The organism is Corynebacterium sp. Marseille-Q4381, assembly GCF_036881695.1.
In the GTDB taxonomy this organism is placed as follows: domain Bacteria; phylum Actinomycetota; class Actinomycetes; order Mycobacteriales; family Mycobacteriaceae; genus Corynebacterium.
Window position 1 is genome coordinate 124,918 of record NZ_JBAJNR010000002.1, and the last position, 25,187, is coordinate 150,104.

The 25,187-nt window shown below is 65.1% G+C and carries 23 protein-coding genes; 12 read left to right on the forward strand and 11 right to left on the reverse strand.

Annotated features, from left to right (window positions below):
• Positions 1-22 precede the first annotated feature (22 nt).
• Entirely contained in the window at positions 23-1,774 is a 1,752-nt protein-coding gene (locus tag V6D40_RS02395) for an acetyl/propionyl/methylcrotonyl-CoA carboxylase subunit alpha (protein ID WP_334288764.1), read from the forward strand.
• Here the strand turns inward: V6D40_RS02395 and V6D40_RS02400 are convergent.
• Positions 1,771-2,619, reverse strand: coding sequence for a hypothetical protein (locus V6D40_RS02400; protein WP_334288765.1), 849 nt, complete (start codon positions 2,617-2,619; stop codon positions 1,771-1,773). The two genes, V6D40_RS02395 and V6D40_RS02400, sit on opposite strands and share 4 nt — an antisense overlap.
• 60 nt (positions 2,620-2,679) lie before the next feature.
• Here V6D40_RS02400 and V6D40_RS02405 point away from each other — a divergent pair, with 60 nt between their 5' ends.
• A complete protein-coding gene (locus V6D40_RS02405) occupies positions 2,680-3,159 on the forward strand; it encodes a GNAT family N-acetyltransferase (RefSeq protein WP_334288766.1) in 480 nt (159 codons plus the stop codon).
• A 59-nt stretch (positions 3,160-3,218) separates the two neighbouring features.
• On the opposite strand, the gene V6D40_RS02410 is transcribed toward V6D40_RS02405, so the two are convergent.
• From V6D40_RS02410 to prpD, 4 genes are all read right to left on the reverse strand, one after another.
• The gene (locus V6D40_RS02410; RefSeq protein WP_334288767.1) at positions 3,219-6,647 is read right to left on the reverse strand and encodes a pyruvate carboxylase; all 3,429 of its coding nucleotides are present in this window, start codon (positions 6,645-6,647) and stop codon (positions 3,219-3,221) included.
• A 136-nt stretch (positions 6,648-6,783) separates the two neighbouring features.
• On the reverse strand, positions 6,784-7,929 hold the full coding sequence (locus V6D40_RS02415) for a bifunctional 2-methylcitrate synthase/citrate synthase (RefSeq protein ID WP_334288768.1): 1,146 nt from the start codon (positions 7,927-7,929) through the stop codon (positions 6,784-6,786).
• Between the two features lie 36 nt (positions 7,930-7,965).
• Positions 7,966-8,886, reverse strand: a complete 921-nt coding sequence (gene prpB / locus V6D40_RS02420; protein ID WP_334288769.1) for a methylisocitrate lyase — start codon at positions 8,884-8,886, stop codon at positions 7,966-7,968.
• Positions 8,886-10,397: a 2-methylcitrate dehydratase PrpD gene (gene prpD / locus V6D40_RS02425; protein ID WP_334288770.1), complete on the reverse strand. Its 1,512-nt coding sequence runs from the start codon at positions 10,395-10,397 to the stop codon at positions 8,886-8,888. The genes prpB and prpD overlap by 1 nt, the downstream gene beginning before the upstream one ends.
• Before the next feature lie 165 nt (positions 10,398-10,562).
• Here prpD and V6D40_RS02430 point away from each other — a divergent pair, with 165 nt between their 5' ends.
• On the forward strand, positions 10,563-11,843 hold the full coding sequence (locus V6D40_RS02430; RefSeq protein WP_334288771.1) for a short-chain fatty acyl-CoA regulator family protein: 1,281 nt from the start codon (positions 10,563-10,565) through the stop codon (positions 11,841-11,843).
• Here V6D40_RS02430 and V6D40_RS02435 read toward each other — a convergent pair.
• From V6D40_RS02435 to upp, 4 genes are all read right to left on the reverse strand, one after another.
• Positions 11,818-13,224, reverse strand: a complete 1,407-nt coding sequence (locus V6D40_RS02435; protein WP_334288772.1) for an NAD(P)H-quinone dehydrogenase — start codon at positions 13,222-13,224, stop codon at positions 11,818-11,820. The two genes, V6D40_RS02430 and V6D40_RS02435, sit on opposite strands and share 26 nt — an antisense overlap.
• A gap of 51 nt (positions 13,225-13,275) precedes the next feature.
• Complete coding sequence (locus tag V6D40_RS02440) at positions 13,276-14,493, reverse strand: amidohydrolase (protein ID WP_334288773.1); 1,218 nt, start codon at positions 14,491-14,493, stop codon at positions 13,276-13,278.
• A 62-nt stretch (positions 14,494-14,555) separates the two neighbouring features.
• Entirely contained in the window at positions 14,556-14,963 is a 408-nt protein-coding gene (locus V6D40_RS02445; protein WP_334288774.1) for a helix-turn-helix domain-containing protein, read from the reverse strand.
• 91 nt (positions 14,964-15,054) lie between these two features.
• Positions 15,055-15,690 (reverse strand): uracil phosphoribosyltransferase, encoded by a 636-nt coding sequence (gene upp, locus V6D40_RS02450; RefSeq protein WP_334288775.1) that lies wholly within the window; start codon positions 15,688-15,690, stop codon positions 15,055-15,057.
• Between the two features lie 64 nt (positions 15,691-15,754).
• On the opposite strand from upp, the gene V6D40_RS02455 reads away from it, so the two are divergent.
• From V6D40_RS02455 to V6D40_RS02475, 5 genes are read left to right on the forward strand one after another with little or no spacing between them, the layout of a single operon-like run.
• Positions 15,755-16,036, forward strand: coding sequence for a hypothetical protein (locus V6D40_RS02455; protein ID WP_334288776.1), 282 nt, complete (start codon positions 15,755-15,757; stop codon positions 16,034-16,036).
• A gap of 11 nt (positions 16,037-16,047) precedes the next feature.
• On the forward strand, positions 16,048-17,079 hold the full coding sequence (locus tag V6D40_RS02460; protein ID WP_334288777.1) for a C40 family peptidase: 1,032 nt from the start codon (positions 16,048-16,050) through the stop codon (positions 17,077-17,079).
• Positions 17,080-17,090: 11 nt separating this feature from the next.
• A complete protein-coding gene (locus V6D40_RS02465) occupies positions 17,091-18,329 on the forward strand; it encodes a hypothetical protein (protein ID WP_334288778.1) in 1,239 nt (412 codons plus the stop codon).
• Between the two features lie 52 nt (positions 18,330-18,381).
• On the forward strand, positions 18,382-19,488 hold the full coding sequence (locus tag V6D40_RS02470) for a trimeric intracellular cation channel family protein (RefSeq protein WP_334288779.1): 1,107 nt from the start codon (positions 18,382-18,384) through the stop codon (positions 19,486-19,488).
• Positions 19,489-20,709: a serine hydrolase gene (locus V6D40_RS02475; RefSeq protein WP_334288780.1), complete on the forward strand. Its 1,221-nt coding sequence runs from the start codon at positions 19,489-19,491 to the stop codon at positions 20,707-20,709.
• Here V6D40_RS02475 and V6D40_RS02480 read toward each other — a convergent pair.
• Positions 20,706-21,794 (reverse strand): YhjD/YihY/BrkB family envelope integrity protein, encoded by a 1,089-nt coding sequence (locus tag V6D40_RS02480; RefSeq protein WP_334288781.1) that lies wholly within the window; start codon positions 21,792-21,794, stop codon positions 20,706-20,708. The genes V6D40_RS02475 and V6D40_RS02480 overlap by 4 nt on opposite strands.
• A gap of 77 nt (positions 21,795-21,871) precedes the next feature.
• A complete protein-coding gene (gene trpS / locus V6D40_RS02485; RefSeq protein WP_334288782.1) occupies positions 21,872-22,879 on the reverse strand; it encodes a tryptophan--tRNA ligase in 1,008 nt (335 codons plus the stop codon).
• A 224-nt stretch (positions 22,880-23,103) separates the two neighbouring features.
• On the opposite strand from trpS, the gene V6D40_RS02490 reads away from it, so the two are divergent.
• The 4 genes from V6D40_RS02490 (at position 23,104) to V6D40_RS02505 (ending at position 25,087) form a co-directional block, all read left to right on the forward strand.
• Positions 23,104-23,274: an RNA helicase gene (locus V6D40_RS02490; RefSeq protein WP_334288783.1), complete on the forward strand. Its 171-nt coding sequence runs from the start codon at positions 23,104-23,106 to the stop codon at positions 23,272-23,274.
• 90 nt (positions 23,275-23,364) lie between these two features.
• Positions 23,365-23,718 (forward strand): GntR family transcriptional regulator, encoded by a 354-nt coding sequence (locus V6D40_RS02495; RefSeq protein ID WP_334288784.1) that lies wholly within the window; start codon positions 23,365-23,367, stop codon positions 23,716-23,718.
• Positions 23,715-24,404 carry an ATP-binding cassette domain-containing protein gene (locus V6D40_RS02500; protein ID WP_334288785.1) on the forward strand — a complete coding sequence of 230 codons (690 nt, stop codon included), beginning with the start codon at positions 23,715-23,717 and terminating at the stop codon, positions 24,402-24,404. Before V6D40_RS02495 ends, V6D40_RS02500 begins: the two co-directional genes overlap by 4 nt.
• Entirely contained in the window at positions 24,401-25,087 is a 687-nt protein-coding gene (locus V6D40_RS02505) for a hypothetical protein (protein WP_334288786.1), read from the forward strand. Before V6D40_RS02500 ends, V6D40_RS02505 begins: the two co-directional genes overlap by 4 nt.
• Positions 25,088-25,187 lie beyond the last annotated feature (100 nt).

A 25,187-nucleotide genomic window follows, 5' to 3' on the forward strand; every position in this document is an offset into this window, starting at 1 on the left:
CGAGAAGAAACGGAAATTTTTCGTGTCTGAATTCAACAAGGTGCTGATTGCCAACCGCGGCGAGATCGCCGTGCGAGTTATCCGTGCCGCGAAGGATGCCGGCATCGCTTCCGTAGCCGTGTACGCCGAGCCCGACGCTGACGCACCGTTCGTGGAGCTCGCCGACGAAGCGTTCGCCCTCGGTGGAGCGACGGCAGCGGAGTCCTACCTGGACATGGACAAGATTTTGAAGGCTGCGGCCGACGCCGGGGCAGACGCGATCCACCCGGGCTACGGATTCCTCTCAGAAAACGCTGAGTTCGCCCAGAAAGTGATCGACGCCGGGCTGACGTGGATTGGCCCCTCGCCGGAATCGATCGCCGCGCTCGGCGACAAGGTTACGGCCCGCCGGATCGCGGAGCGCGCCGATGCGCCGATGGCTCCGGGCACCAAGGAGCCGGTCGCCGACGCAGACGAGGTCGTTGCCTTTGCCGACGAGCACGGCCTGCCCATCGCGATTAAAGCCGCGTTCGGCGGCGGCGGCCGCGGTATGAAGGTTGCCTACACCCGCGAGGAAATCCCCGAACTGTTCGAGTCCGCGACTCGCGAGGCCACCGCTGCGTTCGGCCGCGGCGAGTGCTTCGTCGAGCGGTACTTGGACAAGGCCCGCCACGTCGAAGCTCAGGTGCTGGCCGACCAGCACGGCAACGTGGTGGTTGTGGGCACGCGCGACTGCTCGTTGCAGCGCCGTTTTCAGAAGCTCGTGGAGGAAGCTCCCGCACCGTTCCTCACCGATGAGCAGCGCGAGCGCATTCACACCAGCGCGAAGACCATCTGCAAGGAGGCCGGCTACTACGGCGCCGGCACGGTGGAGTACCTGGTCGGCTCGGACGGGTTGATCTCGTTCCTCGAGGTCAACACCCGCCTCCAGGTGGAGCACCCCGTCACCGAGGTCACCGCCGGCATCGACCTCGTGCGCGAACAGTTCCGCATCGCCGCGGGCGAAACCTTGCGGCTGACCGAGGACCCCGCACCGCGCGGCCACGCGTTCGAGTTCCGCATCAACGGCGAGAACGCGGCGCAGAACTTCATGCCGGCGCCCGGCACCATCACCAAGTACGCCGAGCCGTCCGGCCCGGGCGTGCGGGTGGATTCCGGAGTGCGCGCCGGTTCCGTTGTCGGCGGTCAGTTCGACTCGATGCTGGCAAAGCTGATCGTTTCAGGAGAAACGCGCGCGGAGGCAATTGAGCGCGCCCGCCGCGCGCTTGGCGAGTACACCGTCGAAGGCCTTCCCACTGTCATCCCGTTCCATCAGGCGGTGCTGAACGACCCGGCCTTTATCGGCACCGACAAGGGGTTCGACGTCTACACCCGCTGGATCGAGGAGGAGTGGGACAACACGCTCAACTCCCCCGCCGACGCTGAGCCCGATGAGAACGCGGCGGACGAGAAGCGCACCTACGCTGTGGAGGTCAACGGTCGCCGCATCGAGATCGCGCTTCCCAGCTCCCTCGTGTTTGGCGCGGGGCGCAAGAAGCCCGCTAAACGACGCAGCGCCGGCGCCAAAACCGCCATCTCAGGCGATGCCGTCGCCTCCCCCATGCAGGGCACGGTGATCAAGGTCAACGTGGCCGAGAGCGAAGACGTCGCCGAGGGCGACGTGCTGCTCGTGCTCGAGGCGATGAAAATGGAGAACCCGGTTAAGGCCCACAAGTCTGGCCGCGTGACCGCGCTGGCAGTCGAGCCCGGCGCGCAGGTGAACAAAGCAGCCGTGCTGATGGAGCTGAAGGACTAGAACCCGGCCGCCTGCGCGATAAACGGCGCCGCCACAACCACGATCGAGAGCACGGCGATCGTAATAAGCGTGACGCGCCGGATGTCCGCACCGTCGTTGCTCACATTTTGCGTCTGCGCGCCACCCGCGGGCACGACAACTGGCGTGCGCACCTGAATGGTGGCTGGCCGGTGCTCGCCGTAGTGCTTGGCAATGAGCTCCATCTCTTGGTCGGAGGTCGGGCCTTGGACGTCTCGAGCAACTGAGGCCCTCAGCGCGCGGTACTCCCCGCCCGGTGTGTAGACGATATTCTGCCCGGTGAACACACCAAGGAATCCGTCTCGGCCCTCAATCCACACGGGCGATCCGGAGTCGCCTGCGACTGCGCCGGTGTCCTCCCAGTAGATGTTGCCGCCGAGCGTCCCAATCAGGTTCGAGCAGGTAGTCGACCCGCTCGCCGCTCCGTGAAAACAGATGCGGTCGCCCGGTCGCAGATCGGCGATATCGGCGGCAGTGTCGCCTGTGTACCGGTTGTAGCCGTGGAGGGGCCGGTCGAACTCGACTCGGCCCCAGTCGCTGCCGGTGCCGGGTGCGACGTAGTTTGCCGAAGGTTTAAAGCGGCCGATGTTGTGCCATTGGCCGCCGACCTGTACGGCGACCCGGTCGTTGCTCCTGCCGCAGTGCGCGGCGGTGTAACCGACCTGCTCGCTTTCGGTCTTGTCGATGAAGCCGAGCGTGCATTGGGAGTTGGAGCCGACCCGGATTGTCTTGCCCTGAGTCACGCCGACTATTTGGGCGTTCGCAGCCGGAGCCGCGCCAATTGCCATCACCGCGGCCACGGCAACCGCCACCGGAACCTGTCTCATGGTGGCTCAGCCTACAGCCACCATCTGCGCAGCCTCAAGCAAAGCCAATAGGATGTGGTTATGCCTGAGTTCACCTTCCGACACGCCACAGAATCAGACCGCACGTACCTTCAGCGCTTGAACTTCCTCGCCGACGTCTTCGGCGACGAGACTGCAGAGATTGGACCTGAAGAGCGCGAGGGCATCGCGGGTTACGTCGACGACTGGGACCCCGAGCGCGACGGCGGCATCATTGCCTTCGACGAGTGGCGCACACCTGCTGGTGGCGTGTGGCTGCGGTACTGGGCGCAGCCTGACGATGGCCACGCAAACTTCGGTGCCGACATCCCCGAGATCGCGATCGCAGTGGAACAGCGTTTCGCCGGCAACCGCCTCGCTGCGCAACTTCTTGAGGAGGCAGCGGCGCTCGCGCGGGAGAAGGGCTCACCGAAGCTCGCGTTGTGGGTGGATCCGGACAATGCCCGGGCGCGCCACCGCTACGAGAAGTTCGGGTTCAAAGACGTGGACGGCCACCCCGACACCATGGTGTTTGACCTCTAAATAGCCCCAGACAGCAAAAAAGCAACTGCCCCGCCGCGAACTGCGGCGGGGCATGGCGGTTAGTTGATCACCACAACCAAGTCGCCGCCCTCCACCTTGGTGGCTTGCTGCAGCGCGACGCGCTCGACCGTGCCGTCCTTGGTGGCGGAGATGGAAGCCTCCATCTTCATCGCCTCGATGGTTGCGACTTGGTCGCCGGCCTTGACCTCGTCGCCCGGCTTGACGGTCACGTTCACCACGCCGGCGAACGGGGCGGCCACGTGGCCCGGGTTGGAGGTGTCGGCCTTCTCCACCTCGGCGACAGTGGACTCGGCGTTGTTGTCGCGCACCCACATCGGGCGCACCTGGCCGTTGACGGTCAGGATGACCTGGCGCATGCCCTTTTCGTCCGGCTCGCCCACAGCATCGAGGCGGACCACCAGCGGCGGGGTGTTGTCGTCGATCTCGCCGTAGTAGATCATCGTCTCCTCGCCCTCTTCGAGGCCGTAGAAGAACGTCTTGTCGCCGAGCTGGTCCGTCACACCGTAGGTGCGGCGGTGCTCGAGGAACTCGTCGTACTGCTTCGGGAAGAGCAGCTTGTCCAGCGCGATGCGGCGGGTCTCGTGGTCCTCGCTTTCGAGGTCCGGCGCGAGTTCCTCCGGCACCTCCACGGTGTGGTCGACCTCGGCGCGGTCTTCAAGCGCCTTCTCGCGCAGAAGCGGCCAGCCGCCCGGAGGCGTGCCCAGCTCACCCTGCAGGAAGCCGATCACGGACTCCGGGATGTCGTACTTGCGCGGGTTGTCGGCGAACTCGTACGGGTCGACACCGGCGCCAACCAAGTGCAGCGCCAAATCACCGACGACCTTGGACGACGGGGTCACCTTGGTCGGGCGGCCGAGGATGTCGTTCACCGCCGCGTAGTAGTCTTCGATGAGCTCGAAGCGGTCCTCCAAACCGAGTGCCTTGGCCTGTGTGCGCAGGTTGGACAGCTGGCCGCCCGGAATCTCGTGCTTGTACACGCGGCCGGTTGGGCCGGGGATACCGGACTCGAACGGCGCGTAAACCTGGCGCACAGCTTCCCAGTACGGCTCCATGTCGGAGACAGCCTGCAGGGAGATGCCGGTGTCGCGGTCGGTGTCGGCGAACGCCGCGACGAGCGCGGACATGGACGGCTGCGAGGTGGTGCCGGCCAGCGGGGCGGAGGCGACGTCGACCACGTCGGCGCCCGCGTACGCTGCCGCCAGGTAAGTTGCCAGCTGGCCGCCTGCGGTGTCGTGGGTGTGGACGTGAACCGGCAGGTCGAAGCGCTCGCGCAGCGCGGTGACCAGCTTGGTCGCTGCGGCGGGGCGCAGCAGGCCGGCCATGTCCTTGATCGCCAGCACGTGAGCGCCGGCTTCCACGATTTCCTCGGCGAGGTTGAGGTAATAGTCCAGCGTGTAGAGGTCCTCAGCCGGGTCGAGCAGGTTGCCCGAGTAGGCCATCGCAACCTCGGCGACGGTGGTGTTGGTCTCGAGCACGGCGTCGATCGCCGGGCGCATCTGGTCCACGTCGTTCAGGGCGTCGAAGATGCGGAAAATATCGATGCCCGAGGTCGCAGCCTCCTGCACAAAGGCGCGGGTGACCGTGTCCGGGTACGGGGTGTAGCCGACGGTGTTGCGGCCGCGCAGGAGCATCTGGATGTTCACGTTCGGCATCACCTCGCGGATCTCGTCGAGGCGCATCCACGGCGACTCGTGGAGGAAGCGCATGCCCACGTCGAAGGTGGCGCCGCCCCACGCCTCCACAGAGGTCAGCTGCGGAGTGAGGTAGCCGACGTGCTTGGCCGCCGCCACAAGCGTGTTGGTGCGCACGCGCGTGGCGAGGAGCGACTGGTGCGCGTCGCGGAACGTGGTCTCGGTGACACCGAGGGCGGTCTGATTGCGCAGCTTCTCCGCCCACTTCTTCGGGCCGAGCTCGAGCAAGTCGTCGCGCGAGCCGCGCGGCAGGTCGCCGTAATCGGCCTTCGGCAGCTTCTTCGACGGCTGGATCGTGGTCGGGCGGGCGCCGTTCGGCTTGTTCACGGTGACGTCAGCCAGGTAATTCAGGATCTTGCCCGCGTCGTCCTTCGCGGCGGGTGCCTCGAGAAGGTGCGGGTGGTCCGCGATGAAGCCGGTGTTGACGCGCTCGTGGCGGAACTCCTCCTCCGACAGCAGCGCGCGGAGGAAGCCGATGTTGGTGGAAACGCCGTCTACCGCGAACTCGTTGAGCGCGCGCAGGGCACGGTCGATGGCGACCTGGAAGTTCCGGCCGCGGCAGGTCATTTTCACCAGAAGGGAATCGAAGTTCGGGGTAATCGGGGTGCCGACAGCGACCGAGCCGTCGAGGCGCACGCCGGCGCCGCCCGGGGAGCGGTATCCGGTGATCGTGCCGGAGTCGGGACGGAAACCGTTCTTCGGGTCTTCGGTGGTGATGCGGCACTGCAGCGCAGCGCCGTTGACCTCGATGAGGTCCTGGGTGAGGTGGATGTCCTCCAGCTTGGCGCCAGCCGCGATGTACATCTGGTTCTTCACGATGTCGATGCCGGTGACTTCCTCAGTCACGGTGTGCTCGACCTGCACGCGCGGGTTCATCTCAATGAAGACGTGGTTGCCGTTCTCGTCAACCAGGAACTCGACTGTGCCCGCGCCCTCGTAGTTGATCTCCTTGCAGAAGTTCACCGCGTCCTGGCAGATGCGCTGGCGCTGCTCCTCGGTGATGTGTTGAGCCGGGGCAATCTCCACGACCTTCTGGTGGCGGCGCTGCACGGAGCAGTCGCGTTCGAAGAGGTGGACGACGTTGCCGTACGAGTCGGCCATGATCTGCACCTCGATGTGCTGCGGCTTGATCACAGCGCGCTCGATGTAGACGTTCGGGTCGCCGAACGCGGCCTCAGCCTCGCGGGACGCCTCGGCGGAGAGCTTCTCAACGTCCTCGATCTTCTCGATGAAGCGCATGCCGCGGCCGCCGCCGCCAGCCACAGCTTTCACGAAGACAGGGAACTCGAACTCCTTGGCGTACTCCGCCAGCTGCTTCGGGTCGCTGGAGGGCTCGGAGTCCTTCAGCGTCGGCAGCCCGGCGCGCTCGGCGGCGTGCACTGCGGCCGCTTTATCGCCGGTCAGCTCGAGGGTCTCGGCGGTAGGGCCGATGAACTTGATGCCTTCCTCAGCGCAGCGGCGTGCCAGCTCCGCACGCTCGGAGAGGAAACCGTAACCGGGGTAGACGGCGTCCGCGCCGGTCTTCTTGGCGGCGCGGATGATTTCTTCGACGTCCAGGTAAGCCTTGACCGGCTGACCTTCGATACCGATCTGGACTGCCTCGTCCGCGAACGGGCGGTGGAACGAGTTGCGGTCTTCGCGGGGGTAGACGGCAACGGTTTTGGCACCGGTCTCGAACGCTGCGCGGAACGCTCGCACCGCGATCTCGCCGCGGTTCGCTACCAGGATTTTCTTGAAAGACGGCAGGTCGTTCAGCGGGAGGTTATCCGGGTTCATATTGTTCCTTTCTCAAGGAAGGACGAGGGTCATAGAACACCATCAGTTTAATACAGGTCACATCATTCGTTGTGTGGGTGGGGGTGGGAAAACGCGGGCGTCGACAAGCAACAGCCCGCGTTTCGGGGGTGGAACCCTAGCGCTCGATGTGGCGCTCCTCCGGGCCGTTGTACGCTGACAGCGGGCGGATGAGCGAGTTGTTCTCGAACTGCTCAATGATGTGGGCGGTCCACCCGGTGATGCGGCTCATCACAAACAGCGGGGTGAAAAACTCGATGTCGAAGCCGAGAATGTAATACGCCGGGCCCGACGGGAAGTCGAGGTTCGGGCGGATGTTGATCGAGGTGTTCTCGTACATGGTCTTCGCCATGATGTCGTACATCTCAACCCACTTCTGGGAGTCCTTCTCCGGGTGCTCGGCGGCGAGCTTCTTAAACGCGGCCTCCATGGTCGGCACGCGCGAGTCGCCCTTCTTGTACACGCGGTGGCCGAAGCCCATGACAAGCTCCTTGTTCTTCAGCTTGTCCAGGCACCACTCCTCCGCCTTGGCGGGGTCGCCGATCTCCTCCATGTGGTGCATGACAAACTCGTTGGCGCCGCCGTGCAGCGGGCCCTTCAGAGCGCCGATAGCGCCGGTGATGGCGGACCAGCCGTCAGACATGGTCGACGCGATGGTGCGGGCGGTGAACGTGGAGGCGTTAAACGAGTGCTCCGCGTAGAGGATCATGGTCTTCTCAAACGCCTCGATGTCAGACGGAATGTTCGCCGGGGACTTCTCGTCGTCGCCGAAGACCATCCAGAGGAAGTTCTCGGAGAAGCCCTTCTCCTTGGAAGGCGCGATGTACTCCTTGCCCTGGCGGCGGCGGATGTCCGTCGCCACAATGGTCGGTAGCTTGGCCAAAAGCTGGCGGCCGATGGAGCGCAAGTGGTCTGCGTCCGGCGTGAACTTCTCCGGATCGTGGGTGCCCAGGTAGGACACCGCGGTGCGCAGCACGTCCATCGGGTGGCAATCCGTCGGGAGGAAGTTGATGATCTGGATCAACTCCTCGTCGATGTCGCGGTTGGCCATGCAGCCGCTGCGGAACTCCGCCATCTGCTCCTCGTTCGGCAGCTCGCCGTGCCACAGCAGGTACGCAACCTCTTCGAACGTGCAGTGCTCGGCCAGTTCCTGGACCGGGTAGCCGCGGTAGAGCAGCGAGTTGGTCTCCGGGTTGACCTTCGACACGGCGGTGTAGTCGGCAACAACGCCGTTGAGGCCCTTGCGGATGTCTTGATCAGTCATTTCTGGTTCACTCCTTTGGAATCGAACAAGGTCGAGCTAGTTGAAGGTCGAGCTGTAGGTGTCTTTGGAATAGGTGAAAACGGACTGGTCGAACTGGTTGTACTGGTCGTACTTCACCAGCTCGTAGAGCCGTGAACGGTGCTGCATCTTGTCCAGCCACGGCTTTTGGGTGCCGGTTTCGGCGATGTCGCGCAGCATCGCCTCGGTCTGCCCCATCGCGATGCGGAAGGTGGTCACCGGCCAGATCACCGCGTTGTAGCCGAGCGCTTCCAGGCGCGGCGCGGGGATCAGGTCGGTTTTGCCGAACTCGGTCATGTTGGCGAGCAGTGGCGTGTCGACGGCAGCGCGGAACTTCGCAAAATCTTCTTCCGAATACAACGCCTCGGTGAAGATAAGATCCGCACCCGCGTCGGCATACGCCTTGGCGCGCTCAATGGCCTCGTCGATGCCCTCGATGCCGGCTGCGTCGGTGCGCGCGCAGATAACAAACGCGTCGTCGTGGCGCTCCCGCACCGCTGCGGTGATGCGGCGCACCATCACATCGCGGGGCACGACCTCTTTGCCGTCGAGGTGGCCGCAGCGTTTCGGGTTCACCTGGTCTTCCAGGTGGAGTGCCGCAAGACCGGCGGCTTCAAACTCGGCGAGGGTTCGCGCCGCCGACATCGGCTCGCCGAATCCCGTGTCGGCGTCGATGAGCACCGGCAGGTTGGTGGCCCGGGCGATCTGCCCGCCCCGCGCGGCGACCTCGGTCAGCGTGGTCAACCCGATGTCCGGCAGGCCTAAGTCGTTCGCCATCACCGCACCGGAGACGTACACGCCTTCGAAGGCGCCGATGTCCTCGATCAGGCGGGCGGTGAGCGGGTTAAACGCGCCGGGCAGTTTGGTGATCGTCTCACTGTTCAGCGAGTCCCTCAAGTTCTGTCTGCGCTCGTGGGGCGTGGATTCGGGTGTGAACATTAGAAGATGCCTCCGGGGATCTGCGGTGCTTCGGCGCGAGCGGCGTCATTGACGGCGATGTTCAGTTCGCTGAGATCGGTCAGGTTTTCCAGGTCCTGGACTGTGGTAAGGAAACGCTCTTGCTCCTCGGGGTCCACGACGCCGCTCGCAAGCGTGCGGAACTTGGCAATGTAGTTCTCCCGCACGAACGGGCGAGCGCCGAGCGGGTGGGCGTCAGCGACGGCTATCTCGTCCTCAATCACGCTGCCGTCGGTGAAGGTGATTACGGCGCGGGCGCCGAACGCCTTCTCGTCCGGGTCGCTCGAGTGGTAGCGGCGGGTCCATTCCGGATCCTCAACCGTGGAGATCTTGTGCCACAACGCAACGGTCTCCGGGCGGCCGGCGCGCTCCGGGGTGTAGGAGTCGACGTGGTGCCAGGCGCCGTCTTCGAGTGCGACGGCGAACATGTACATGATCGAGTGGTCGAGGGTCTCGCGGGAGGCGGTCGGGTCCATCTTCTGCGGGTCGTTCGCGCCCGTGCCGATCACGTAGTGGGTGTGGTGGGAGGTGTGCAGAACGATTGAGTCGATCTCCGCGGTGGTCTTGCCGGCGCCGGCGATCGTCTGCTTCATGCGGCGGGCCAGGTCGATCGGCGCCTGCGCCTGGTACTCGGCGGAGTGCTCCTTGGTGTAGGTGTCCAAGATCGCGCGCTTGCCTTCGCCAGGTGCAGGCAGGGGGACGGTGTAGGTGCGGTCCGGGGAGTGCAGCATCCAGGCGATCACGCCGTCCTCGCCCTCCCAGATCGGGGCTGGGGCACCCTCACCACGCATTGCGCGGTCGACAGCCTCGATGGCCATCTTTCCGGCGAACGCGGGCGCAGACGCCTTCCACGAGGAAATTAGGCCCTTGCGCGACTGGCGCGTTGCGGTGGTCGTGTGCAGCGCCTGGCCGACGGCCTGGTAGATCGAATCCACGTCCAGCTCGAGCATGGTGCCGATACCGGCAGCCGCCGAAGGGCCAAGGTGGGCGACGTGGTCGATCTTGAACTGGTGCAGGGAGATGCCCTTGACCAGGTTCACCTGAATCTCGTAGCCGGTGGCGATGCCGCGGATCAACGCCTTGCCGTCGAGGCCTTTGTGCTGGGCCACCGCGAGGATCGGGGGGATGTTGTCGCCGGGGTGGGAGTACTCGGCGGCCAAGAAGGTGTCGTGGTAGTCGAGCTCGCGCACCGCGGTGCCGTTGGCGAAGGCGGCCCACTCGGCGGAGTATGCGCCGTCGATACCGAAGACCTGGGCGCCGCCGCTGGCGGCCGGGTGCGCCTGCGCCATCACGCGGGCGGTGGTCACAGGTCGGCGGGCGTAAGAGGCAACCGCAACGGAGGCGTTGTCGATGATGCGGTTGATGATCATCTCCTTGGTGTCCTCCGGCACCTCGACGGGGTCGGCAGCGACCTGGGCGATCTTGTAGGCGAGGTGCTCCTCAACCGGGAAATCCTCGGCGGATTTGCGTGTGCGTACTTCATGGTCGATCATGCGGCTCGCTCCTTTTCAGCAAGGGATGGGTGCTGCACGTCATAGTAAGAAGCAAAGTGTGTTTCAGATCATGTTCGCTCTTGCGAATCTTTGTGTCGTGAATACAGCGAGTATGTAAACTTTGTAAACCACAAGGTAGACACACGTTTTCACGGACGGAGCAGGATGTCGAAGCTGTACGCGGGGGCGCGAATCCACACACTGCGCGAGGCCCAGGGGCTCACCCAGGTGGACATGGCGAAGAAACTGGGCGTCTCAGCCAGCTATCTCAACCAGCTTGAAAACGACCAGCGCCCCCTCACCGTCACGGTGCTGTTGCAGCTCAGCCGGGTGTTCGGGCTGGACGCGTCGTACTTCTCGCCCGATTCGCAGCAGCGCACCGTCGGCGAGCTGGCGGAGCTGCTCCCCGGTGTCGACGAGCACGAGATCGCCGATTTCGCGGTGCGCTTCCCCCGCATCGCCGACGCCGTGCGCGACATCCCAGCCCTGATTGACCCCGCGGCGCGCAACCCGCACGCCACCGTCCGAGACTTCTTCCAAGACAACAACAACTACTTCGACGACCTCGACACCGCCGCGGAGGCGTTCGCGCTGCAGGCGCCGTCGCGCCAGCTTCGGCTCACCCGCCTCGCCGCGGCGTTCGACCGGGACCTCGGATACACCGTCCGCTTCAACCACTACGACGCAGGCCCCCGCTCCGCGCGCAGCGCCGAAGCGCGTGAGCTTCGGCTCCGCACCGGGCTCACCGAGGCGCAGCAGTGTTTCGAGCTCGCGTACCACTACGGGTTGATAGGACACAGCTTGCTTATCGACGCCCACCTCAACCCCATCACCGACCCGGCGGCAGCAAACCTCGGCCGCCACGGCCTGGCCCAGTACTTCGCCGCCGCGGTGACCATGCCCTACGGCGAAATCCTTGCCGCGGCCGAGGAAACGCGCTACGACATCGACATGATCGCCGCGCGCTTCGGCACCGGCTTCGAGTCCACCTGCCAGCGCTTGGGCACCCTGCAGCGGCCGAATGCGCGGGCAGTGCCTTTCGCGTTCGTGCGCACCGACCGCGCCGGCAACATTTCCAAGCGGCAGTCCACCACCGCGTTCCACTTCTCCCAGCGCGGCGGCACCTGCCCGCTGTGGGTGGTGCACCGCGCGTTTGAGACACCGAACCGCGTCACCCGCCAAGTAGCGGTCATGCCGGACGGGCGCACCTACCTGTGGGTGGCGCGCATGGTGCAGGGACCTGCGGCCGAGTTCGGCTCACCGAGGCAGGAGAACGCGGTCGCGCTCGGTTGCGACACCGCGCACGCCGACCGGTTGGTCTACGCCGACGGGTTGGACCTCTCCCCTGCTTCCGCAACCCCCATCGGGCCCGGGTGCGAGACGTGCCCGCGCGAGCAGTGCCCGCAGCGGTCGTTTCCGGCTAATCCAGGTCAGAGTGCGCGATGAGGCGCCGCGCAGCTTCCGTCACCGAGCCGGACAGTGACGGGTAAACCGCCATCGAGTCCGCCAGCTGGCGGACAGTGAGGTTGTTTGCCACCGCGATGGTGATCGAGTGGATCAGCTCCGAGGCGGTCGGGGCGACGATCACGCCGCCGAGGACCTGGCCCGAACCCTTGCGGGCGAAGATCTTCACAAAACCGTGCTGCAGCGAGCGCATCTTCGCGCGGGCGTTTGTGGCCAGCGGCAGCTTGTAGATGTCGGCTTCGACTTCGCCGTCGCGGATCTGCTGCTCGGTGACGCCGACAGCGGCGATCTCCGGGCGGGTAAAGACGGCGTTGCCCACCGTCTTCAACCGGATCGGCACGACACCCTCGCCGAGCGCGTGGTCGACGGCGATGCGCCCCTGCTGCGCCGCGACCGACGCCAGGGGCATGAGGTCGGTGCAGTCGCCCGCGGCGTAGATACCGGCGACGTTCGTGCGCGACACGCGGTCGACGTGAATGTGGCCCGACGGGGTCGTCTCCACGCCAGCCGCCTCAAGGTTGAGGTCGGCGGTGTTGGGGATGGAACCAATGGACATCATCACGTGCGAGCCGCGAATCTCGCGGCCGTCGGTGGTGCGCACGATGACTCCGTCGCCGGTGTTCTCCACGCTCTCCACGCGCGCGTCCTTCTCCAGGTGCACGCCGAGGCCCTCGAGCACGGTCTCCAACACATCGGCGGCGTCCGCGTCGTCGTGCGGGAGGATGCGGTCGCGGGAGGCAACCATGGTGACCTCAACGCCGAGCTCGGCGTACGCGGAGACGAACTCGGCGCCGGTCACGCCGGAGCCGACGACGATGAGGTGCGTCGGCATCTCGATCAGGTCGTACATCTGGCGCCAGTTCAAGATGCGGTCGCCGTCCGGCTCCGCGCCCTTGAGCACGCGCGGCGACGCGCCGGTGCACACCAGCACCATGTCGCAGTCCAGCCGCTCCTCTTCGCCGTTGGCCAGCTCGGCGACAACGCGGTGGGTGGTGTGCCCCAGCTGCTCCGAGGAGAAGCGGGCGCGGCCGTTAAGCACGCGCACCCCGGCGCGCTCTAGCTGCGCGTGGATGTCGCGGGACTGCTCGGAAGCGAGCGCGACCACGCGGTTGTTCAAGGCGCTGATTGCCAGGCGAGCTTCACCCAGCTCGTGGTTCAAGCCCATCGCGTCGGCGCGGCGCAGGTCGGTTTTGATGTTCGCGCCGGCAATGAAGCTCTTGGAAGGCACGACGTCTTTGCGGATCGCGGAGCCGCCCGCGCCCTGGTTCTCCACCAAGGTGATGTCCGCGCCGTACTTTGAGGCAACGAGCGCCGCCTCGTAGCCGCCCGGGCCGCCGCCCATGATCACAATCTTCTTCGACACCAGCACTCTCCTTAAAAGCTTGAGGGCAAACGTTGGGGGCAAAATCGCCAGCTAGTCTACCGGCACATTCTCAGCTCCGCCCTTGCAGGTGGCCGAGTAGTAGTGCTCCGCCACGGCGCCGAAAAGGCGGACGCCGACGCCGACGGCGCGCTCGTCGACAAGCAAATTGCCCTGGTGCAGGTCCGGCTTTGCGCCTTGGCCGTTCCACACTCCGAGGCGCACCATCGTGCCCGGCACTTGCTCCAGGTACCAGGAGAAATCCTCGCCGCCGGAAGACTGCGGCGCGGTGACAATCGCGTGCGGATCCTTCGACCGGCCGGCCGCTACCGCGATCGCCGTTGCCGCGTCGTCGTTGAGTACCGGCGGCACGCCGCGGACGTAGTCCAGGTGGTACGTGCAGCCCGTGGGGGCGATGATCAGGTCGATTAAGTCGGTCAGAATCCCCTCGAGCTCGCGCCACGTGCCAATGTCGGCGGTTCGAACCGTGCCGTCGAGGATGCCTTGCTTCGGAATCGCGTTCGCGGCGTCGCCCGCCTCCACGTGCCCAAAAACTAGGACAGTGCCGGTGCGCGGGTCAACGCGGCGCGAGAGCAGAGCAGGCAGCTGGGTAACCACCGCGCCGAGCGCGTAGACCACGTCCGCCGACATGTGCGGGCGCGCGGTGTGGCCGCCCGGGCCCTCCACGCGCAACCGGAGCACGTCAGACGCCGAGGTGATGGCGCCAGCGCGCACCCCAATCTGGCCCACCCGCAATTTCGGTTCTGCGTGCAGCGCGAAAATCGCGGACACGCCGCTCAGCCCGCCCCACTCGATGACATCCAGCGCGCCGCCGCCCATCACTTCTTCAGCAGGTTGGAAGATGCACCGCACCGGGACGGAAAGGTCCGCCGTCGACAGCGCGCAGGCGAGGGCCAAAACCACGGTTGCGTGGACGTCGTGCCCGCACGCATGCGAAACACCGGGGTGAACGGATGCGAACTCTAAGCCGGTCTGCTCCGGCACGCGCAGCGCGTCGATGTCAGCCCGGAACGCGATGCGCTCTCCTTGCGCCGGGCCGATATCCACGTAGCAACCGGTCCCCGGGAACCGCACCGCCTCGAGTCCGTGCTCGGCGAGGACGTCGACGATGAAGTCGGTGGTCGCTATCTCCTCGTTGGACAGCTCCGGGTGCGAGTGGATGTGTCGGCGCCAGCCGATCACCGCGTCCTCATGCTTTGCGAACCACGCATCCACATGCGCCGAGATCGATGCTGCGACCGCCTCTGTCACCGAAGTGCTCCTCCTTCACCGAACCGCACCACCCCGTAAAAGTTCCAGTCAGTTACTTTACGCTAGGCCAGAAACCTGTCGACGCCGTGCGGTGCGCCGCACTTGAGATAGGCGTCGGCGAAACGCGCAGTATCCGTCGGCGCAGCCGGCCAGTTGACGGTCACCGCAACGTCGTCGCCGGAGGGTACAACGCACAGCTTTTCGACGACCACCCCAGCCCCCGGCAGTAGCGCCGCTGGCGGGACGTACAGCGCTCCTGCCAGGCGATATATTGTGCTGATGGTTGGATCGGCCGCGCGCGAGCCGTTGTAGTCGTTGCGTTCCAAATTCGACACGAGCGATCTCGACACGCCGGCGATTTCCGCCAGCCGCACCTGCGTGAGCCCGCGCATCTGCCGCAACATTTTCACTCGCTGACCCAACGTTAAGGCGTAGCTCGCCCAATACGACTGCGGCAACAATTCCGACATCGGATTTCTCCCCCAAGTACCCCACCAAAGTTGTTGTGAAGCAGCTTATTACAGGCTAAGAAACCGCGCCAGGGATGCGCAGGCGAAGTGTTTAGAGATCGATGTTGCGCGGACCGTAGAGGCGGTCGCCCGCGTCACCGAGGCCCGGCACGATGTACGCATCGGCGTTGAGTTCCGGGTCGATGGTCGCCGTGACCAGCCGCACCGGGCCGCCGTGCGCCTCAAGCCTGTCCACGCCGGGCTGCGCGCTGACCATGCAGACGCAGGTGATGTCGTCCGCGCCGCGTTCCACCAGAAGGTCGATCGCGTGGATCAAGGACCCGCCGGTGGCCAGCATCGGGTCGACGAGGAACACCGGCTGGCCGGACAGGTCGTGCGGCAGCGCCTCAAGGTAGGGCACCGGCTCGTGTGTGTTCTCGTTGCGGGCCATGCCGATGAAGCCGACCTGCGCGTCCGGAATCATTGACAAAGCGGGATCGACCATGCCGAGTCCTGCGCGGATGATGGGGACGACGATCGGGGGCGTTTTCAAGCGGGAGCCCTTGGCCGTGCCAACCGGGGTCGCGGTATCGAACGTTTCCACCTCGAGGTCGCGGCTGGCCTCGTAGATCAGCATGGCGCCGAGGTCTGCCAGGGCGGCGCGGAAGGCCGCGTTGTTGCTGCGCTCATCGCGCATGATGGTCAGGCGGGACGCCGCCAGCGGGTGGTTCACAACGGTGATGTGCATACGACCATGGTAGGAAGTTTCGCGCCTGGGGGAACCGTCACCCGCCGCTGGGCGTCTAATACCCATGGAAACTTTCGCCCTGGATGCTCACGCCGTCTTCGCCCACACCGACTCGCTGCGCGCGGATGCGGGCGCACTCACACCCCTGCCCCACGTCCCTGTCCCAAGCGGCTTTCCCTTCGAGGTGTTCCACGCCGCGTACCGCACCGCCATCGATGCGGCTGAGCGGCGGGCGCAGCAAGTGCGCGACGAAGCGCGCCGGATAGCCGCGAACATGGAGACGACCGTGTACGCAGCCGACAGCGTCGACGGTGCCACAAGCGCCGGGTTGGGGGCACTGCTGTGACGCTCTCGCCTGTGTTTTCTGCCCTGGGCAGCCACATCCTCGACCCGGTTTCAGTCGGGTTGAAGATCCTCGCGCACAAGCCGGACCTCATCCCGACCATGCCCCGCTACCGCACACCCGGGTTCGACGATTTCGCTCCGCTCGCCGCCGTGGTCGGCGCGGACCCGGCGCGCCACATGGCGATGGTGCAGGGCTTGCGGGACTACCGAGGCGAGATTAGCGACGCTGTGGCCGCCGCGTCGCTGTTAGTTGCTTCGACGGCCTCGAAGATGACGGCGATCGCCATTGACACGATGGATAAGGGGTCGCGGGCGCTCGCCTTGGGGAGCGTGCTCGGCCCCGTCGGTGCTGGCATTGCGGCAGCGGTGGTGATGCAAGATGGAGTGCAAAAAGCGTGCAACGAGCTGGAGGCGCTGCACCGCGAACTCGGTGTGTTGAAAGACAAGCTCGAACTCGCCACCGCGGCCTTGCTCGCAGTTGCGGTACCGGGTGGTTCCGCAGGCGCCAGCGCCGCGTCGGAGACGCTGCGCGGTTTCGTGGGATCCGCTCCTGCCCCAGCCGTAACCCCTAGCGCGGCCGCACCGCCCAAGGTGAGCCCTTCGGCAGTGCCGTCCCGCACCCAGCCGGCGTCGGTGGAGGTGGTGCACGCGCCGCCGACGGTGGACCCGATGGGCCAGTCGGGCTCAAGCGCGGGGCCGACACCGGCTGCCCAAGCCGCGGTCGCCGCCGCCAAATCCCAAATCGGCACCCCGTACGTGTGGGGCGGCGCGGCGCCGGGCGGGTTCGACTGCTCGGGGCTTACGTCGTGGGCGTACAGGCAGGCCGGTGTAGAGATTCCGCGCACTGCCGCGGCGCAGACGGTAGGCAGGCAGGTCTCCTACAACGAGCTGTTGCCGGGAGACCTGGTGTTGTGGACCGGGCACGCCGCGATGTACGTGGGCGACGGCATGATGGTTGAGGCTGGTAGCCCGGTGCAAATGAACCCGGTGCGCACGAGCAACATGGGGATGGGATTCCAAGGGTTCTGGAGGCCCACCGGGTAAACTTTCCGCCCATGAGCACGCGAGCGATTCTCCCCGTCAAACTGGCCCTAACCGAGGGCGACTTCTACACCCTCTGGGCGCCAACCTGGAAGGAGAAGGGCTCCGAGTGGCAGGCCTTCTTGGGCGACGACGAATCCGTGCTGGTCTTCCGCTCCCCCGAGGAGCTGCTCGCGTTTTTGAACTCAACCCCGCGCCACGACTTGAGCGACCACCCCAAGTGGGCGCAGTTCCAGTCCCAGGGCGAGGCCCGCGTGGTGCCCAACGACAAGCAGTACTACGACATCGTTGGCGCGCCAGATTTCCTTGCCGGCCGCCCGAGCCACGAGAACGTCTCTTCGCTGTCGCGCGTATTTCAGATCTCCCGCTCGCTGGCAGATGTTGCCAGCGCCGAGCAGGCACAAATCTTCTTCGCCTCGCACTCGATCCTGAACAACGTCACCCGCGGCTCCGACCACTACTCCGGCGAGAACGGCCTCGACGAATGGTCCGGCGTGGGGCGGGTCGTGCTGAAGAACTGGGAGTCGGTCGTGCACTCCCTCGACCGCGCCGTCCGCGTAGTGGAGACTGACCAGCTCGACCCGCAAGCGGTTGCGGCGGCAGCGGCCTCTATCGCCGCGGCCGCGGAAGCAAACGAGCGCGCCCAGCAGGAACGCCAAGACGCGGAGGCCGCGCGCACTGCGGCGCAGGACCCGTACGACGCCTCCGACTGGGGCCGCGCTGGCATCGACCCGGTGAAGATCACCATCCAGGGCAAGACGGTCTACACGCTGCGTACCTACCTCGGCACCGCGCCGGTGTTCTTGGGCAAGTACGGCGAGATTTTCACCTTCCCCACCCCAAAGCACCTCGGCCGCTGGATTCTAGAAAACGACGACCACGATCTCGCGTCGGTGTCGACCTGGCAGGATGTGATGAACACCGCGCACGCGGGCGAGCTGAAGGTGGAGGTCCACCCGGACAACTCCTACTCCTTCAGCGGACTGACCGATGACATTGCGAAAAGCGTTGACGCCGTGGACACCCAGCAGATGGGCAAGGCGTACGAGCTGCTGGCAGACGCAGCCGACTGGGCCAAGGACGACTCGCTGAACTCCTTCCTTTTGGCCAACCCGCGCATGCAGGACTACCTCGCGTACATGCTCGGCTCGACCGAGGCTGCCGGCTACGTGCCGTCCCCGCCGTTTACGGACAAGGCCCAGGCGTGGGCGGAGATGGAAGAGCAGCTGATCAAGCGCTTCTCCAAGTTCTAGACCCAGCGCCCGAAGGTGCCGCCGAAACGTGGCACCTTTACAATTTCGACCTATGTCAGTGGACCAGGTCGACCCGCTCATCAGCTCTATCTACCGCTGGATGGATGTCTCGGGCGTGTTGCTGATGGGCATCATCGGCGGCACGCTCGCCCGCCAGCGGGGGTACGACATCGTTGGGTTCTTCTTCATCGCGATGCTCTCGGCGCTCGGAGGGGGCATGCTTCGCGACGTCCTGATCAACCAAGGCACCGTCGCCGCGATGAGCCAGCCGGAATACTTGATCCTCGCGTTCACCGGCGCCCTCATCGCCAGATTCACTTACTTCAAAGGCCGCGCCTGGGAGTTTTTGCAGTCGCACGGTGATGCACTGGTCTCCGCGCTGTGGGCTTCTACCGGTGCATCGAAGGCGATCCAGTACGGCCTTCCTACACTTCCCACCATCATGATGGGTGTGTTCACCGCCACCGGCGGCGGCATGATCCGCGACGTGGTGATGGGCCGCGAGCCGTCGGTCTTCGGCGGCAACCAACCCACCGTGATCCCGGCAGTGGCATGCGCGGTGATTACCTTGATCGGCAACGCGACCGGATATTTGGCCGTGGCGATGGTCGTTGGCCCCGTGGTCAGCTTCGTCATGTTCCTCTTTGGCTACTACGGCAACTGGCGCATCAGTCAAGATCCAGAGTTCGCACCGGTGAACGCGACTGCGACCCAGGTCGCCCACTTGGCCAAGAAGGCCGAGCACAAGTCGCGCGCCGTAGCACGCGAGCTCGAGCCGAAGACCGTCCGGTCGTGGCGCCACAAGCAGATGGAAAAGGCGCTGCAGCGCCGCATCGAGGCCGAAATCCGCAAGGGCAAGCGGCCGGTGGACGCGCGCAACGACGCGGACGAGTTCCTCAACGAGTTCACCAACCAGTTCCCCGCCATCGACGCGGAGATCATCGCCGCTGCGGCCGCGGAGGAGCTGGTTGAGGAAGGCCTGTTCGACGGCGTGGGCGTGGACTTCGCCGGCGACTCCTACGACGACGCGCCGCAGCCCGACCCGGCCGAGACCGAGGCGGTGAACGCCGACATGCTAGATATCATTCTTGCCGACGAGGCCTTAACCGACGAGCTCATCGACCGCCTTGTCACCCGCTACAACCAGGAAGACGAGTAGATGAAAAGAGCGGCGGGGGCGTTGATGGTGGCGTCGATAAGCCTGTGCTTGAGTCCTCTAGCCCAAGCGACCACCGCAACCACGACGACGACCGAATGGTTGCCCCCGAGCCGCGAGCACGCGCCGGACACCGATGCCTGCCCGCAGGCCACCTGGCCGCCGGAACCGGTTTCCACCTCCGAGCGCGCGGCGAGCTCCCCCACCCCGCTGGCCGCGACCTACGACGGGCCGTGCGGCATCACCGCGGCCGACGGCTACAACGTGCCGGAGGAGGTGGTCGCTTCCGCGTGGCTGGTGGCAGATCTGGACACCGGCGACGTGGTTGCGATGAAAGACCCGCACGGGCGCTACCGGCCCGCCAGCATCATTAAGGTGCTGCTCGCCCTTGTGGTGATTGAGGAGCTTCCGCTTGACGACGCGGTGGATGTCTCCACCGAATCAGCAAATCAGGAGGGATCCGCAGCTGGGATTGGCGCAGGCGGCCAGTACACCGTCCGCGATCTGCTCTACGGGCTGATCTTAAACTCCGGCAACGACTGCGCGCACGCGCTCGCCCAAAAGCTCGGCGGCGATGAGGTGGCGCTGAGCAAGGTCAACGCCTTGGCCGCGGAGCTCGGTATGACCGATACCCGGGCAGCGTCCTATTCGGGCCTCGACGCCGCCGGCATGTCCACCTCCGCGTGGGACATGGGGCTGGCCTACCGCGAGGCGTTTACCAACCCGGTCTTCGCTGAGATCGCCGACACGGAGTCTTACGACTTCCCCGGCTTCGACGAGCTACCCGGGTTCAAGCTCTGGAACGACAACCACCTGTACCTGTACGACCCGGACGGCATCGGCGGCAAGACCGGCTACACCGACGACGCGAACCACACGTTCGTCGGCGCGGTCGACCACGACGGACGCCGGCTGCTGGCCGTCGTGCTGGACACCACAGCGTGGGACCACGGCGCGTGGCAGCAAGCGCAAATGCTCCTCCACGCCGCGTACCCGATCTCGCCCGCGGCGTCGGTGGCAAACCTGAACGCCCCCGCGGCGGAGCCGAGTCCCGAGCCCAGCCCCACAACCACGCCGGCTCCGGTGACCGAGGAGCCGGAAAAAGAAACCGCAACCGGCCCACGGGAGACGTGGCTGCCGGTTGCGATTGTTGCCGGTGTCGCGGTGTTGGCCGCCTTAGCGGCCTGGCTCAGCAGGCGGCTCGGCGGGCTCGGGCGCCGCTAGTTGCGGGTGAGCAGTGAGGCGATGCCAACGCCGATCGCGCCGAGCGCCGCGCCGACACCCACAGCTGCACCGGTGTTGGTGTGCTGCGAGGCAGCTGCACCGGCGCGCACGTTGATCACGGCGGGCTCCGGTGCATCGGCCGGGGCAGCCTTGAGCGACTCCTCGGTGGTGGCGGTCCACGCCGCGACGTAGAGCACCACGCGCCAGATCAGGTACAGCACTACCATCAGCGCGATGATCGGGCCGAAAATCGCACCGGCCGGGTTGCCGGTGGCGGAGCTGACAATCACGGTCGCGAACTGCTTGATCAGCTCGAACGCAACGGCGCCGAGCAGCGCGCCCTTCAGGCCCGACTTCACTGGTACGTCGGTGCGCGGCATGTAGATCATCATCCAAACCATGACGATGAAGTTGGCCAAGACACCCACGGCAAGACCAACCAGCCAGACCACGAAGCGGGAACCGGGGAAGTCGCCCAGGCCGAAGTGCGCCATTAGCTGGGTAGTCCACCCGGAAGTGCCGACTGCGGTGACACCGAACGCGACAACGAACAAGATGATGAGCACGATGAGGCCAAGCAGGTCCCAGAGCTTCTTCATCACAAAGTTCCCGCCTTCGTTCGCATCGATGCCCCACATTGCGGAAATGCCGACGCGTAGGTGGTTCATCCAGTTCAAACCGGACCACAAGGTGGTGAGCAAACCAACACCGGCAACCGCGCCACGCTGATCGATCGCAGTTTGCACCAGCTCATTGACCTTGTCGCCCACTTCCCCTTCAAGGTTCTGGGTGATCTGGTCCTGGATCTCCTGCATCAGCTCAGGCCGGGCGTTGAGGAAGAAACCGAGTCCGGCGAACATCAGCATCAGCAGGGGGAACAGCGCCAACACCGAGAAGTAGGTGATGCCGGCTGCGAACTGGTTGCCGCCCTCGGAACCGAAGCGTTCCTGCATGCGCATCAAGTGGCCGACAGCCGGTGCCTTCTGCTTCAGCTCGTCGGCCGCGCCCTTTTTCTGCTTCTTCGTGGCGCGCTCAATGCCGTGGTCGTCGGTGTATGCCTTTCGAGGCGAGGTAGAAGTTGCCATCGGCGTCCCTTCCCGTTCACTGTGCCTCTTCGAGGCCCTACGTATGCCGGAGTTACATCGTAGAGCACCGGCGGCGCCTAGCGCTTGGGGGCGAGAAAACCAACCTTGCCGTAGACGTCTTCAAGCAACGGCTCCGCAACCTCGCGGGCGCGCTCCGCGCCACGGGCAAGAATCGCTTCGAGCTCGCCGCGGTCGCTCATCAGCTCGTCGTAACGAGCGCGCAGCGGGGTGGTGAACGCCTCGAGCGCTTCCGCCGTGTCCACCTTGAGCTGCCCGTAGCCTTGCCCCTCGTACCCTGCGACGATGTCGTCGATCGGCGTGCCCGTCAGCGCCGACTGGATCACCAGGAGGTTGGACACACCGGGTTTGTTCTCCTTGTCGTAGGCAATCACGCCGTCGGCGTCCGTCACCGCGGAGCGAATGCGCTTGGCGGATGTCTTCGGCTCATCGAGCAGGTTGATAATGCCCTTCGGGTTCGCACCCGACTTGCTCATCTTTGCGGTCGGCTCCTGCAGGTCGTAGATCTTCGCCGCGCCTTCGGGGATGAACCCGTCGGGCACCACGAACGTCTCGCCATACTTCGCGTTGAAGCGCTCTGCCAGGTTGCGGGTGAGCTCGAGGTGCTGACGCTGGTCCTCCCCCACCGGCACAAGCTGCGGGGAGTAGAGCAAGATGTCGGCGGCCATGAGCATCGGGTACGTGAACAAGCCCACCGAGGTGCGGTCCTGGCCCTGCTTGGCGCTTTTATCCTTGAACTGCGTCATGCGGCTCGCCTCACCGAACCCGGTCAGGCACTGCAGGATCCAGGTCAGCTCGGCGTGCGCCGGGACGTGCGACTGCACGAACAGCGTCGACTTGTCCGGGTCGATGCCCAGGGCGATCAGCTGCGCGCAGCCGGCGATGGTGCGGTTTCGCAGCTCCTCCGGGTCCTGCTCCACGGTGATGGCGTGCAGATCCGGGATGAAGTAGAACGCGTCGTAGTTGTCCTGCAGGTCAATCCACTGCTTCAGCGCACCAAGGTAGTTGCCGAGGTGATAGGAATCCGCCGTGGGTTGAATGCCGGAGAGGACGCGCTGCTTTGTCATGCGCATCAGTCTATCCATGGACATCACATCCAAGCTCACTAGTATTTCAGCACATGGGGTGCCACCAGTTTCGGAAGCCTGGGATGCTTCAAAAGGCAAGTTCAAGCGAGCGCACATCTCAGCTCCCCTAGAAAACGGCGCTTGGTCACGATGAGGTTAACGACATTCCCTGAACTAGTAATTCAATCTAGGATGGTCGATGAAAGAGCCGGAAGGGAGGAACAATGCCAACTCCGACACACTCATCTCGGGCCACTCAAAGGAGCACCGGACATCGCCCGTCACGCGGCCAAATCGCGGCGGCGAAGCTCATGGTCAAGCGCGAGCAGGAAGGTAAGGGCCGCGTCGAGATTACTCCGAAGATCCGCGAACTCGCCGCTTTCGAGCTTTCGTAGACCCTTAACCCCATTCCAGGCCTTCACTTCCGAGTGACGGCCTGGTTTTTTCATTGACACGAACGCCCCACCAGTTCTATAGTTACCCACATGAGTGGTAAACCCATATACCAAGCGATTGCGGACGAGCTCCGCGACATGATCGGTGCCGGCACCCTGGCACCGGGCGACCGCGTGCCGTCCACCAACGAGCTCTCCGCCTACCACTCTGTGAACCCCACCACCTCGGCCAAAGCGCTCACCGAGCTGTTCAACGAGGGCCTGCTGGAAAAGCGTCGCGGCCTCGGCATGTTCGTGCTGGATTCGGCGCGGGAGCAGGTGTTAAGCACTCGTCGTGAAGCGTTTGCCCGGGATTTCGTTGAACCCTTTGTCCACGCCGCCGACCAGCTCGGATTCACTACGGAAGAACTGACCGACATGATTGCCAAGGAGCGCAACCGATGAACCTGACCCCCGGTTTTTACGCCCTGGTCGGGCCGAATGCCGCAGGCAAAACCTACTACCTCCATTCGCTGATGGGCCCGCACGCTGCATTCGTCCCCGCGGGTGCGGATGCAAAGTTCGCGGGCACCACGGTGGGCGATCATCTGCGCGCCGCCCGCACCGCCCGCCCCATGTCGCGGGTGGATTTCCCCGACGCGCGCATCAAGAACCTTTCCGTAGGTCAGCGCCGACTGCTCACCATCGAGGTCGCGCTGGCCACGGGCGCAGAGCTTTTGCTTCTCGACGAACCCTTTGACGGCATCGACGTCGCTACGCGCAAACAGGTCCGCCAACGCCTCATCGATTATTTGGCGGAAAGCCCGGAACGCACCGTGATTATGGCGTCGCACCGGCCGGAGGACTTCGCGGGCCTGGCCACGCACGTGATTCAGGTGTTCGGCCGTGAGGTCTCGCGCCCGGTGGCGCTGGATGACGCGCGTCTGTGCTTCCCCACGGTCACGGGCCCCACCGCCGAGATAGAGGAGCTGGCCGCTCGCTTCCCCGTCGCCGAATTGTCCAGCCTCGGCCCGACAACGCGCGCCACGTTCGCCGAACCCCTCCGCGATGAGGAGTGCCACCTGCCCATTTCTTACCCGGACGACGCCGAACTGATTGACCTCATGGCCACCGAAAGGACCGCACGATGAAACTCTTCCTCAGCCCCTTCAAACCGGCGATCTACTTGGGCGGGTTCGTGCTGTTGTGCCTGGTCGCTCCCCTCGGCCGCCTCGCTTTCGGCGACGGGGGCCTGTGGACCATGGCGAGCGCCGCCGCTCTGTGCCTGTTCTTCGCGGCCGGCGCAGCGAATTGGCCAGCGTTGAATCAGCTCGGGGCCAGCTTCAACCGCTGGATGAACTCGGCGGTGTTGACGGCGCTGGTGGCGGCGGTTGTGCTCGCGCCGCTAACGGCCGCATCCGCGGTGTACCACCAAGCGCACAGTCCGTATTACTTGTGGTACGACCCGTTCATCATCACCAACGGCGAGCCGATGCTCTGGATCGACGGTAACGGCGAGCCCTACCTCGTCGAAGGGGCGGCGCAAGACGCATCCTCGGCCGCGCTGACCCTGCTGTTCCACTTCGTCATCTTTCTCACGATCGCGCTGGTCGGCCTCGCAGTCGGTCTTGCAAAAGACACTCGCATGCTGTGGCTACTGATGGGCGCGCTGTTCATCGGCAGCTTCGTCGGTGTCTTAGTCGGTGTGGTAACGGAAGATCCGTTCGCTCCGTTCCACACCACCTCCTACATCATTGCCGTCACGCTCGGTGCAAGCATCGTGCTGGCGGCGTGTGCGATTGTGTTCGCCCGCACGCGTAGCTTTGTGCGATGAGTGGGCGCGCACAGCCCTAGACCGCAATTCCCGGTGGCGGCTACGTTTCTTGGTATGACTGACGTTGTCAAAATTAACGCTCGATGCTCTGGTCTCGGAA